This window comes from Actinomadura sp. KC06, assembly GCF_004348735.1.
Taxonomy (GTDB): Bacteria; Actinomycetota; Actinomycetes; order Streptosporangiales; family Streptosporangiaceae; genus Spirillospora.
On sequence record NZ_SMKT01000037.1, the window covers coordinates 24,494 to 36,417 of the forward strand.

10 protein-coding genes are annotated in these 11,924 nt (G+C 74.3%); 6 read left to right on the top strand and 4 right to left on the bottom strand.

Annotated features, from left to right (window positions below; translation table 11 throughout):
* Positions 1–16: 16 nt before the first annotated feature.
* Positions 17–1,807: a glycosyltransferase family 39 protein gene (locus E1287_RS14595; RefSeq protein WP_243719017.1), complete on the top strand. Its 1,791-nt coding sequence runs from the start codon at positions 17–19 to the stop codon at positions 1,805–1,807.
* Positions 1,808–1,832: 25 nt separating this feature from the next.
* Here E1287_RS14595 and E1287_RS14600 read toward each other — a convergent pair whose 3' ends face one another.
* On the bottom strand, positions 1,833–2,135 hold the full coding sequence (locus E1287_RS14600; RefSeq protein ID WP_131965462.1) for a hypothetical protein: 303 nt from the start codon (positions 2,133–2,135) through the stop codon (positions 1,833–1,835).
* Between the two features lie 66 nt (positions 2,136–2,201).
* Entirely contained in the window at positions 2,202–3,050 is an 849-nt protein-coding gene (gene rsmI / locus E1287_RS14605) for a 16S rRNA (cytidine(1402)-2'-O)-methyltransferase (protein ID WP_131965497.1), read from the bottom strand.
* An 84-nt stretch (positions 3,051–3,134) separates the two neighbouring features.
* Between rsmI and E1287_RS14610 the strand changes: the two genes are divergently transcribed.
* Complete coding sequence (locus E1287_RS14610) at positions 3,135–4,838, top strand: phospholipid carrier-dependent glycosyltransferase (RefSeq protein ID WP_131965463.1); 1,704 nt, start codon at positions 3,135–3,137, stop codon at positions 4,836–4,838.
* 21 nt (positions 4,839–4,859) lie between these two features.
* On the opposite strand, the gene E1287_RS14615 is transcribed toward E1287_RS14610, so the two are convergent.
* Positions 4,860–6,065 carry an MFS transporter gene (locus E1287_RS14615; RefSeq protein ID WP_243719019.1) on the bottom strand — a complete coding sequence of 402 codons (1,206 nt, stop codon included), beginning with the start codon at positions 6,063–6,065 and terminating at the stop codon, positions 4,860–4,862.
* Positions 6,066–6,174: 109 nt separating this feature from the next.
* On the opposite strand from E1287_RS14615, the gene E1287_RS14620 reads away from it, so the two are divergent.
* Together E1287_RS14620 and bla are read left to right on the top strand one after the other, a co-directional pair.
* A complete protein-coding gene (locus E1287_RS14620; protein ID WP_131965464.1) occupies positions 6,175–7,221 on the top strand; it encodes a LacI family DNA-binding transcriptional regulator in 1,047 nt (348 codons plus the stop codon).
* Positions 7,222–7,233: 12 nt separating this feature from the next.
* Positions 7,234–8,205, top strand: coding sequence for a class A beta-lactamase (bla, locus tag E1287_RS14625; protein ID WP_131965465.1), 972 nt, complete (start codon positions 7,234–7,236; stop codon positions 8,203–8,205).
* A gap of 6 nt (positions 8,206–8,211) precedes the next feature.
* Here bla and E1287_RS14630 read toward each other — a convergent pair whose 3' ends face one another.
* Positions 8,212–9,876, bottom strand: a complete 1,665-nt coding sequence (locus tag E1287_RS14630) for a penicillin-binding transpeptidase domain-containing protein (RefSeq protein ID WP_131965466.1) — start codon at positions 9,874–9,876, stop codon at positions 8,212–8,214.
* Between the two features lie 110 nt (positions 9,877–9,986).
* On the opposite strand from E1287_RS14630, the gene E1287_RS14635 reads away from it, so the two are divergent.
* Positions 9,987–10,982: a LysR family transcriptional regulator gene (locus E1287_RS14635; protein ID WP_131965467.1), complete on the top strand. Its 996-nt coding sequence runs from the start codon at positions 9,987–9,989 to the stop codon at positions 10,980–10,982.
* Positions 10,979–11,866 (top strand): serine hydrolase, encoded by an 888-nt coding sequence (locus E1287_RS14640; RefSeq protein ID WP_131965468.1) that lies wholly within the window; start codon positions 10,979–10,981, stop codon positions 11,864–11,866. The genes E1287_RS14635 and E1287_RS14640 overlap by 4 nt, the downstream gene beginning before the upstream one ends.
* Positions 11,867–11,924: the final 58 nt, after the last annotated feature.

Genomic DNA, 11,924 nt, shown 5'->3' on the forward strand with positions numbered 1-11,924 from the left:
AAGGGGAGGTGCGGCAGTGGCGGGCGAATCGCCGCGGGGCACCGCGGCCGGCACGGGGCACGCGGCGGCGGCGCCGGGCGGCACGGGCGGGACCGCCCTGGCCACGGCGGACGCGGCCGACGGAGCCGCCGAGGACGCGGACGGGCGGCCCGGCGCGTCAGGTTCGGGCGACACGCCCGGCGGGACGACGACCGTCCCGGTCCCCGACGAGGACCAGCAGGTCGGGCCCCTCAAGGAGGCCGACTCCGGCTCGGCGACGGGCACGGAACCGGGTGATCCGTCCGGCGCGCCGGAGGACGAGGCCGCCGACTCCCAGGGCAGGCGGCGCGGCCGCGGCCTGTGGGAGCTCGCCCGGCGGAATCCCGCGTTCAGTGTGATCATTGCCACAGCGGCGCTGCTCCGCGTCGTGGCGATGCTCGGCTACCAGCCGGTGATGTTCTTCAACGACAGCTTCGACTACCTGCACGTCGCGACCGACCCCTACCCGCATCCGCTGCGGCCGGACGGGTACGCGTTCCTCCTGCTCGTCCTCAAGCCGTTCCACAGCTTCGTGCTCGTCGCGGCCGTCCAGCACCTCATGGGCCTGGCGATGGGCGTGATGATCTACGCGCTGCTGCGGCGGAGGTTCCGGCTGCCCGGCTGGGGCGCCGCGCTCGCCGCCGCGCCCGTGCTGCTGGACGCCTACCAGCTCCAGCTCGAACACCTCGTCCTGTCGGACACGATGTTCACGTTCCTGGTGATGAGCGCGGTCACGCTGCTGCTGTGGCGCGACCGGCCGTCCTGGAAGATCGCCGCGGCGGTCGGGCTGATCGTCGGGCTGGCGTGGCTGACCCGGTCGGTCGGCATGCCGGTGCTGCTCGGCGTCCTGGTGTACATGCTGATCCGGCGCAGCGGCTGGAAGATCATGGCGGCCACGCTCGCGGCCTGCATGCTGCCCGTGCTGGCCTATATGGGCTGGTACAAGGCCGAAAGCGACAAGTTCGCGATCACCGAGAGCAACGGGATCTTCCTGTACGCGCGGGTCTACAAGTTCGCCGACTGCCACCAGATGAAGGACCTGCCGGTCAGCGAGTACCCGCTTTGCACCGAGCCCGCGAACCGGCTGCCGAACTCGCAGGACGGCATCTGGAACGCCCAGTCGCCGCTCAACCGCTACACCGGCACGCGGTTCAGCCCGGAGAACAACGCGCTCGGCAACGACTTCGCCAAGCGAGCGATCATCGCCCAGCCCTTCGACTACCTCCAGGTCGTCGCGCACGACTTCTTCCGCGTGTTCCGCTGGGAGCGGACGGTGTTCCCCGACGAGGCGACGTACTCGCAGTACGAGTTCGGGAAGAAGAGCAGGCCGCTGCCCGAATGGCACATGCCGGGCGGCGGGATCGCGTCCGCGGAGGCCAGGGCCTACGAGCGCGGCGACGCCCGCACCCAGGTCGTCGACCCGTTCGCCGGGGTCGCCCGCGGCTACCAGGACGTCTTCTACCTGCGCGGAACGATGATCGGCGCCATCCTGCTCATCGGGCTGGCGGGGCTCGTCCCGCTGTGGCGGCGGTTCGGCGGCGAGGCGCTCCTGCCGTGGACGCTCGCGACCGGCCTCCTGCTGGCGCCCGCCGCGACCGCGGAGTTCGACTACCGGTACGTGCTGCCCGCCATCCCCCTCGCCGCGCTCGCGGCCGGGGCCGCGTTCAGGCCCGAGGCCCGCGCGACGGCCGCCGGCTGGACGCGCACCCTCCGCGCCGTTCCGAAATCCCGGCGCGGCCAGGACGAGGCAACGCCCAAGGACGCCGACCCCAAGACCCCGTTCGCCTAGCCCTCGGGGCTCTCAAGGGCCCGCTTCACCAGGCGTGCATGCGGCGAAGGTGGAACACCATCGCCACGTCGCTGCCGCTGCGCGCCACCGGCACCTCGCCGTGCCTGCCCTTCATCGCGGACAGCGCCTTGACGTTCTGGCTCTGGCAGTTCGGGCAGGAACGGTCCACCCAGGGCGTCGGGCAGGGCTGGCCGCCGCGCTCGTAGATGACGGCCTCGTTCCCGTGCCCGTCGCCGTAATGGCGGGCCTCCAGCTCCTCGTTCCAGGTCGTCGCGCAGTTGAGGCACTCGAAGACCCAGACCTCGTGGCTCGACCATGCGTCCCGCACGGCTCTCACCTCCGCATCCGTGGCGACGCCACCAACTCCATAGTGCGCCCCGGATTCCCGTGACCGCTACTTCCCGGCGCGGACGTTCCTGGCGCGGACGACGGCGTCGTAGACCACCCGCTTGGGGGCGCCGTTCTCCTTGGCGACCTCCGCGATGGCCTGCTTGCGGGGCGTCCCGGCGTCCTCGCGCGCGGCGACGGCGGCGGCCAGCTCCACCGGGTCCGACAGCCCTTCCGGCTCGGGCGCCCCGCCGACCACCAGCGTGATCTCGCCGAGCACGCCGCCCTCCGCCCACGCGGCGAGCTCGCCGAGCGTCCCCCGGCGGATCTCCTCGTAGGTCTTGGTCAGCTCCCGGCAGACGGCGGCCGGACGGCCGGCGCCGAACGCGTCCGCCATCGCGGTGAGGGTCGCCGGGAGCCGGCGCGGGGACTCGAAGAACACCATCGTGCGGGGCTCGCCGGCGAGCGCGTCCAGCCGCCGGGCCCGCTCCCCCGGCTTGCGCGGCGGGAACCCCTCGAAGCAGAACCGGTCGGTGGGCAGGCCGGACGCCACCAGCGCTGTCGTGACGGCGGACGGGCCGGGCAGCACCGACACCGGGATGCCCTCGGCGACGGCCGCGCGGACGAGCCGGTACCCCGGGTCGGAGACGCCGGGCATGCCCGCGTCGGTGATGACGAGGACGTCCCGTCCGGCGAGCAGCTCGGCCAGCAGCTCGTCCGCCCGGGCCTTCTCGTTCTGGTCGTGGTACGACACGATCCGCGCGGTGAGCGGCACGCCGAGGTCGCCCGCGAGCCGCCGCAGCCGCCGGGTGTCCTCGGCCGCGATCACCGGCGCGTCCGCCAGCGCCGCCCGCAGCCGCGCCGACGCGTCCTCCGGCCGCCCGATCGGCGCCGCCCCGAGCACCAGGGTCCCCATCACGCGCCCCAGTCTTCCACCCGCGCCGCGTACCGCGTTCCTCGCCCGAAAGCGGCGGGGTCCGGCCGCCCGTACGATGACTGGATGGCGACGACGGATCTCGTGAAAGCGCCCGCCACCGGGTCACGGCGGAGACCGCCCCCGCTCCGGGAATGGCTCGCGCCCGCGATCCCCGGCAACCCGCTGCTGTCCTGGCTCGGGCCGCTCCTGGTGACGCTGTTCGCCGGCTACCTGCGGTTCGACGGGCTCGGGTCGCCGAAGTCGGTGGTGTTCGACGAGACGTACTACGCCAAGGACGCGCTGGCCCTGCTGGAGTTCGGCTGGGAGCACAACACCGTCAAGGACGCCGACAAGCTGCTGATCGCCGATCAGAACGCCAACATCTGGACGGACGGCCCCTCGTTCGTCGCGCATCCGCCGTTCGGCAAGTGGATGATCGCGATGGGCGAGTGGATGTTCGGCGCGACGCCGTTCGGCTGGCGGTTCGTCCCCGCCCTCGCCGGGACGCTGTCGGTCTTGATCCTGTGCCGGGTCGCGCGCCGGATGACGGGGTCGACGATGCTCGGCTGCGCCGCCGGGCTGCTGCTCGCGGTGGACGGCCTCGCGTTCGTGACCAGCCGCGCCGCGCTGCTCGACATCTTCGTGATGTTCTGGGTCCTCGCCGGGTTCGCGTGCCTGGTGAACGACCGCGACCGCTCCCGCCGCGTCCTCGCCGAGAAGCTCGATCGAGGGGACACGTCCCTTTACGGGCCGTTCCTCGTGCACGGCTGGCGGTGGGGCGCGGGCGTCTGCCTCGGCCTCGCCTGCGCCACCAAGTGGACGGGCATCTTCTATGTCGCCGCGTTCGGGCTGATGGTCATCCTGTGGGACTACGGCGCCCGGCGGGCGGCCGGGGTCCGGGCGCCGTTCACCGGGATGCTGGCGCTGGAGGCCGTCCCGGCGTTCGTGCAGCTCGTCGTGGTCGGGCTGCTGACCTACCTGGCGACGTGGTGGGGCTGGATCTTCAAGCCGGGCGCCTGGGGACGCGGTGAGGCGTCCGGCAACGTGCTCTGGCGGCCGTTCGAGGCGATGCCCGACCTGTGGCGCCACCACAAGCAGATCCTCGACTTCCACACCGGGCTGGACGACAAGCATCCGTACCAGTCGTGGCCGTGGGACTGGCCCGTCCTGCGGCGTCCGGTCGCGTTCTTCTACACCGAGCCCAAGAACGCCTGCGGCGAGGCGACGCGCTGCTCCCGCGAGATCCTCGGGATCGGCACGCCCGCGCTGTGGTGGGGCGCGCTGGCGGCGCTGATCGCCGTCGCGATCATCTGGGTCATGCTGCGGGACTGGCGGGCCGGGGCGATCCTGCTCGGCTTCCTCGCCGGCTGGCTGACCTGGTTCCCGTCGGCGTTCGCCGAGCGGACGATGTTCCTGTTCTACGCGACGCCGCTGATCCCGTTCATGGTGCTGGCGGTCGTCCTGGTCCTGGGGTATCTGATGGGGCCCGCGCCCGCCTCGTACGCGGGCGCGCACGCCGCCCGTCCCGGCGAGCGCTACGGCGCGCACTACGGGGACACGCCCGAGGACGCGTCCACCCTTCCCGGCTACGGCGGCGCGCACACGGCCGTGCAGCCGGGGCCGCCCCCGCCGGGCGCGGGTTTGCGGCGGCTGGTCGGCGCGGCCGCCGCGGGCGCGTTCCTGCTGGTGGTGCTGGCGAACTTCGCGTACTTCCACCCGATCCTCTCGGCCGAGACGATCCCGTACGACGACTGGCACGAGCGGATCTGGTTCGGCTCCTGGGTCTGACCCCCGGCGGCCGGATGCGGGTCAGACGGAGGCTTTGGCGGCGACGGCCGGGGCGGGGTGCGGACGGAGCGTCCTGCCGCCGGCCAGGCAGAAGACCAGGGCGAGGACACCGCCCACCCCGGCCCCCGCGAACGCGCCGGGAACGCCCGCGAGGTCCTGCCCGAGGCCGGCGGCGAACGAGCCGGCCGAGCTGCCCGCGCCGACCGCCGCGACGACCCACGCGAAGGCCTCGGTTACGGTCCCGCTCGGCGCGAGCCGGTCGACGAGGGTGAAGCTGCACGCCAGCACGGGCGCGAGGAAGACGCCGGACGCGAACGCGAGCACCGACATGGCCGCGAGGCCCGGCGCGAGGACGAGCGGGACGTACCCGGCGGCGAGCGCGGCCAGCAGCCACGGCAGCCGCCGATGCGGCGCGCCCGCCCACCGCCGGGCGCCGTAGACGATCCCGCCCGCGAGCGCGCCGCCCGCCATGCACGCCAGCAGCAGCCCGGACGCGACGTCGCTGTCCTGCCGTTCGGCGTAGGCGACGACGGCGACCGCGTACACGCCGAGCGCGATCCCCGCGCAGGCCAGGGACAGCAGCAGCACCCGCAGGCCGGGCGACCGCAGCGGCCCGGCCCAGTCGGAGGCGCGGGGCTCGCCCGTCCAGCGGCGGGACGGCCCGGACAGCGCGACGATCAGCGTCCCGGCGATGCCGAGCGCGCCGGTCAGCAGCAGCGCGGTCTCGGTGCTCGCGACGGCCGCGGCGACGACGAGCAGCGGCCCGAAGGTGAAGAGGAGCTCCTGGGACGCGGCGTCCAGCGCGTAGGCGGCGTCGACCTGCTCGGGGCCGTCCAGGACGTCCTGCCAGAGGGCGCGCAGCCCGGCCTCCAGCGGCGGTGTGGCGAACCCGGCGGCGACCACCGCGAGGACGGCCGCGGGCAGCGGGCCGGCGCCGACGGCGGCGAGGAGCCCGAAGCCCGCGGCGGACGCCAGCGCGGCCGGGATCAGGACGCGGGGCTGCCCGAACCGGTCCATGGCGCGGCCGAGGACGGGCTGCCCGGCGGCCGTCGCCAGGCCGAGGATCGCGGCGAGCGTCCCGGCGAGGGGGTAGCCGCCGCCGTCCGCCCGGACGTGCAGCACGACGGCGAGCATCCCCATGCCGTTGGGCAGCCGGCCGAGGAGGGTCGCGCCGAGCAGCCTCCCCGCGTACGGCCGCCGCAGGAAGACGACATAACCCCGCATCATGCCCCCGTATTTCGCCCCGTCATACGTATTACTCGCCGGGTCATACGTACCACTTCCGGAGCGCGCGGCGCTAGTCTGAATTCGTCCATGATCGGCCAGGGAGGCGCAGGTGCCGGCAGTCAGCCGTCCCACCAGCAAGGACGTGGCCCAGGAGGCCGGGGTCTCGCAGTCCACGGTCTCGCTCGTGCTGGGCGGCAAGTGGACGGGCCGGGTCTCCCCCGCCACCGCCCGCAGCGTGCGCAGCGCGGCCGCTCGCCTCGGCTACCGGCCGAACCAGGCGGCCCGGAACCTGCGGCTCGGCACGACCCGGACCGTCCTGCTGATGGTCCCGACCCTGACCGCGCCGTTCTTCGGGCCCGTCTACACCGGCGCGGCGCGCGTCGCGTCCCGGCACGGGTTCGGCGTCGTGGTCTCCACCTGGCCGGACGGCACGGAAGGCCCGGACCGCACGGGCGGGAAAGGGGTCGACAGCCCGTTCGCCGTGCCGGACGAGGCGATCGACGGCGTCCTCGCGTCCTCGCTGGCCGTCGAGGCGCTCGGCGAGTTCCGGCAGACGCCCGCCGTGATGCTCGACAGCGGCCCGGCGGGACCGTCCGGCCCGTACTCCATGCCGCGCCCCCCGACGGTCGACTTCGGCGTCGCGGACGGGATGCGGGACATCGTCGCCCACCTCACCGCGCTCGGCCACCGCCGCATCGGGCATGTGGCCGCCGGCGTCGACCAGTGGACGTTCCGCGCCCGCGCCGACGCCCTCGCCGGCGCCCTCGGCAGGGTGCCCGGCTCGGCCCTGCTCCGCGCGACGTGCGCCATCGACGCCGGCTCGGCCAGGGACGCCGCCGCGCGGCTTCTGGACCGTGCCGATCCACCGACCGCCCTCGTCTGCGACGACGACCTGATCGCCGCCGGCGCGTACAAGGCGGCGCGGGCGCGCGGGCTGGACATCCCGGGCGACCTGTCGGTCACCGGGTTCGACGACGTCCTGCTCGCCACCGCGCTGGAGCCGGAGCTGACGACCGTCCGGCTGCCCGCGGAGGAGCTGGGCGCGCAGGGCATGACGGCGCTGCTCGACCTCCTCGCCGGGCGCCGTCCGCCGCCCCGCGTCCTGCCGGGGGAACTGATCGTCCGCGGCTCCACGACTCCACCGTCCTCCTCCTAGGTGCGCTCCTTCATGAAGACTCCCGGTCCCCGGTTCCGGACGCCGCTCGGCGCCGCCGTCCTCGCCCTTGCGGCCTTCGCCGCCATCGCGGGTTGCGACTCCCAGGCCGCCCCTCCGGCGTCGAAGAGCAGCGCGCCGCAGAGCCCGCGGGTCTCCGCGCAGGCCGCGCCGTCCCAAGCGCCGTCCCAAAGCGATGTCACGGCGAAGCTCCGCGGGCTTGAGAAGGCCCGCGACGTGCGCATCGGCGCCTATGCCGTCGACACCGGCACCGGCCGTTTCGTCGGGCACCGCGCGGACGAGACGTTCCCGTTCGCCTCCACGTTCAAGGCGATCGTCTGCGGGGCGGTCCTGCGGAAGGCGCGCGATTCCGACCCCGGGCTGCTTGACCGCGTCATCCGCTACAAGAAGAGCGACCTGGCGCCCTTCTCCCCCGTCACCGAGAAACACGTCGGCACCGGAATGACCGTCGCCGACCTGTGCCACGCGACGATCACGCGAAGCGACAACGCGGCCGGGAACCTGTTGCTGAAACAGATCGGCGGACCGTCCGGCCTCACCGCGTTTCTCCGTTCGCTCGGCGACACGGTCAGCCGCAGCGACCGCTGGGAGCCCGGCCTCAACGACTGGAAGCCGGGCGAGAGGCGCGACACGACCACGCCGCGCGCCTGGGCGGGGAGCCTGCGGGCCCTCACGGTGGGCGACGCCCTCGCCCCCGCCGATCGCGACCGGCTCATCGGCTGGCTGAAGGCCGCCGTGACCGGCGGCGCGCGCATCCGGGCCGGGCTGCCCGAGGGCTGGACGGCGGGCGACAAGACCGGCACCGCCGGCGTCTACGGCAGCGCCAACGACATCGCGATCGTCTGGCCGCCGTCCCGCGCCCCGCTGGTCATCGCGATCCTGACGACCAGGCCGGGCGCGGGCGCCGAAGCCGACGAGCGGGCCGTCGCCGAGACCGCCCGCGTCCTCACCCAGGCGCTGCGCTGAGCCGCGTCACAGCCCCTTGAGGAAGTTCGCCGCGATGGGGGCGGCCGCTTCGGCGCCCGTCCCCCCGCCCTCGACGATCACGGCGAAGGCGACGTCCTTCCGGTAGCCGATGAACCAGCCGTGGGTCGGCGGGTTCTCGCCTTCGCCGAACTCGGCGGTCCCGGTCTTGCCCGCGGTCCCGGACGGGAACGCGACGCCCGACGCCGTCCCCTCGCTGACGACGGCGGGCATGATCGTCTGCAGCGCCTTCTTGACGGCCGGTTCGAGCCTCTTCGGCGGCTCGGGCCTGCGTCCGCCCGCGTCCGCGGCGTGCACGGTGTCGGCGGCGCTGACGAGGCGCGGCGACCGCCAGGTGCCGTCCGCCGCGGCCGCGGCGACGGCGGCCATGTTGAGCGGGCTGGTCAGCACCTTGCCCTGCCCGAAGGACGCGGCGGCGAACGCGGTGTCGTCCTTGTTCGCGGGGAACGCGGCGCGGACGGCCGGCACCCCGGCGATGATCGGCGCGTTGAACCCGAACTGGGACGCGACCTGGGCGAGCCGCTTCTCGCCCAGCTTGTCCACGGCGAGGCGCGCGAACGTGGTGTTGCACGAGTGCGCGAACGCCTCGCGGAACGGGACCGTCCCGAAGTCCTCGTGCTTGTAGTTGTGGAACGAGCGGCCGCCGATCGTGGTGGTGGCGGGGCAGGCGACCTTCGTGCCCGCGCCGACGCCGCCCGCGACGAGCGCGGCGGCGGTGACGACCTTGAACGTCGAGCCGGGCGGGTACTGGCCCATCAGCGCGCGGTTGTAGCCGCCGGGCTTGTTCGCCACGGCGAGGATCTCCCCGGTGGACGGGCGCAGCGCGACCATCGCGGCCGGCTTCTTCGCCTCGCTCAGCGCCTTGCCCGCGGCGGCCTGCACCTTCGGGTCGATGGTCGTCTTCAGCGGTTCGCCCGGAGAGCTGTCGAACCGCTTCAGCGTCTTGACCGGGGTGCCGTCCGCGCCGACGATCTGCACGGCGAGCCCGGGCGTCCCGGCGAGGCGCCGCTCGTACTGCTTCTGGAGGCCGTCCAGGCCGACCGGGTCGCCCTGGCGGTAGGGCGCGCGGAGCTTCTTCGCCGCCTCGGCGGACGCGGGCCCGACCGGCCCGGCGAGCTGCCGCGCGGAGCCGGACGGCGAGCCGCTCAGCGTGCTGCCGTCGGCGGCCAGGACCGCGGCGCGCTCCGGCCAGGCGCGGCCGGCGTCCAGCCGCTGCCCCTCCTGGAGCTCCGGGTACAGGAGCTGCGGAGACCACCGGACGCGCCATTCGCCGTCCCGTTCGACGAGCGGCAGCGGCGCCTCGTACGTCCACGTGCGGGTACCGGCGAGGAGCAGCTCGGCGCCGTAGGACGCGCCCGCCTTCCCGCCGTCCGCGCCGCCCACGGACGCGACGGTGAACCGCTGGGACGTGAGCCCGAGGTCGTCGTACATCCTGGTGAGGCGCTGCTCGAAGTCGGCGGGCGGACCGTCCGTCAGCGCCTTCATGGCCGCGTAGTCGCGGCTCGTCCAGGCCGCGAGGTAGCGCTCGGCGGTGTCCCTCGGGTCGTCTCCCCGGCTCAGGAACCACACCGTCCCCGCTCCCGCGACCACGACCGCCGTCGCGATCGCCGCGGCGATCCACACCCGCGGCGTGACCCTTCCGGATCGGCGCATCTTCGATCTCCTCCCCCTGAATGAGGCCACAAGAACACCAGCTCGACGGCGAAATGTCCAAGATTGATATCTATGTCACAGATATATCTGAATTGATATGATCCCTGGTCGTGAACCTCGTCGGCCACCTGCGGTGCTTCGTCATCGTCGCGGAAGAGCTGCACTTCGGCCACGCGGCGGAGCGGCTCGGCATGGCGCAGCCGCCGCTCAGCCAGCGGATCCAGCGGCTGGAGCGGGAGCTCGGCGTCCGGCTGTTCGACCGGTCGAGCCGGCGGGTGGAGCTCACCGCGCCCGGCAGGCTCCTGCTGGACGAGGCCCGTGACATCCTCACCCGCGTGGAGCGCATCTACTCCGTCGCCGAGCGGGCCAGGCGCGGCGAGGCCGGCACGGTCCGCGCGGGCGTGCCGAGCGACCTCGGCGGGACGATCGTCGCCGCGCTCATCGCCGCCTTCCGCGACCGCCGCCCCGACCTGCGGCTCGACCTGCGCGAGACGGGCACCGCCGAACAGGTCCGCGCGCTCTCCGACGGCGCGCTGGACGCCGGCGTCGTCCGGCACCCGTGCGACACCCGCGACCTGGACCTCGGCCCGATGCTCGCCCAACCGCTCGGCGTCCTGCTCCCCACCGCCTCCTCCCCCGGGCTCACCGACCCCCACGACGGGCCCACAACCTACCCGCCCGCCGAAGTGCATCTGGCCGACCTTCGCGGGTTCGACCTGGTCGTGCCGCCGCGCGGCGACGCGCCCGGCGCGCACGACGACCTGCTGGCTGCCTGCCGGCGGCACGGGTACGCGCCCGCCGCCGTCCACGAGGCGCGGCATCCGCAGTTCGCGCTGGGGCTCGTCCTCGCGGGGACGGCGGTGGCGCTCGTCCCCCGCACCGACGACTCCGCCGGGGTGACGTGGCGTCCCCTGGTCGGCGAGCCGCTCTCGTGGCGGACGTCGTGCGTGTGGCGCCGGGCGCGCGACCCCGAGCACGCCCGCGCGATCGCCGACTTCACCGCCGTCGCGACCGCCGTGCTGCGCAGCGAGGCCGGGATGGCGCCGCTGGACGGCGCCCTCGCCCGCCGGGTCGTCCCGCGCCCGTCGTCCGGGTTCCTGGCATGAGCGCGGACACGGTGGAGCGCATCGAGAAGGAGTTCCGCTCCGCCGGCGTCACCGGGTTCCTGCACGCCGTCGACATCGACACCGGACGGGAGGTCGCCGTCCGCGCCGACGCGCCCGTCGTGCTCGCGTCGGTGTTCAAGGTGCCGCTGCTCGTCGCCTTCCACCGGCAGGCCGGAGAGGGGCTCATCGACCCGTCCGAGCAGGTCACGCTGCCCGCCGAGGGCCGCACCACCGGGCCCACCGGGGTGTCGGGGATGCTGGACGAGGCGCGCCTGTCGCTGCGCGACCTCGCCTTCCTGATGATCACGGTCAGCGACAACGCGGCCGCCGACGTCGTGCTCGAGCGGGTCGGCCGGGACGCGGTCAACGCGGCGTCCGCGGCGCTCGGGCTGCGCGGCACCGCCGTCGAGGTCAGCGGACGCGAGCTGCACGAGACCCTGCTCGCGGACGCCGGGGCGAGCAGCGTCGCCGACGTGTGGGCGAAGCTGGACGAGCCCGGCGTGCGGTCCCGCCTCCGCGCCCTCGACCCCGCCCGGACGAGCCGCAGCACCCCCCGCGACATGACCCGCCTGCTGTCGATGATCTGGCGGGACGAGGCCGCGCCGCCCGCCGGCTGCGCGGCGATGCGCCGGCTGTTCGGGCTCCAGGTCTGGCCGCACCGGCTGTCGTCCGGGTTCCCCTACGACGACGTGGTCGTCAGCGGCAAGACCGGGACGCTGCCGACGCTCCGCAACGAGGTCGGCGTCGTCGAGTACCCCGACGGCGGGCGGTACGCGGTCGCGGTGTTCACGCGATCGCCGCTGCCCGTCGCCGTCCTGCCGCAGGCCGACGCCGTCATCGGCACCGCCGCCCGCCTCGCCGTCGAGCACCTCCGCCGCCCCTGATCGGACCGGGCTCGGAGCGGGATGGGAGACGCCTCGCCCGGGCGACCGAACGTGACAG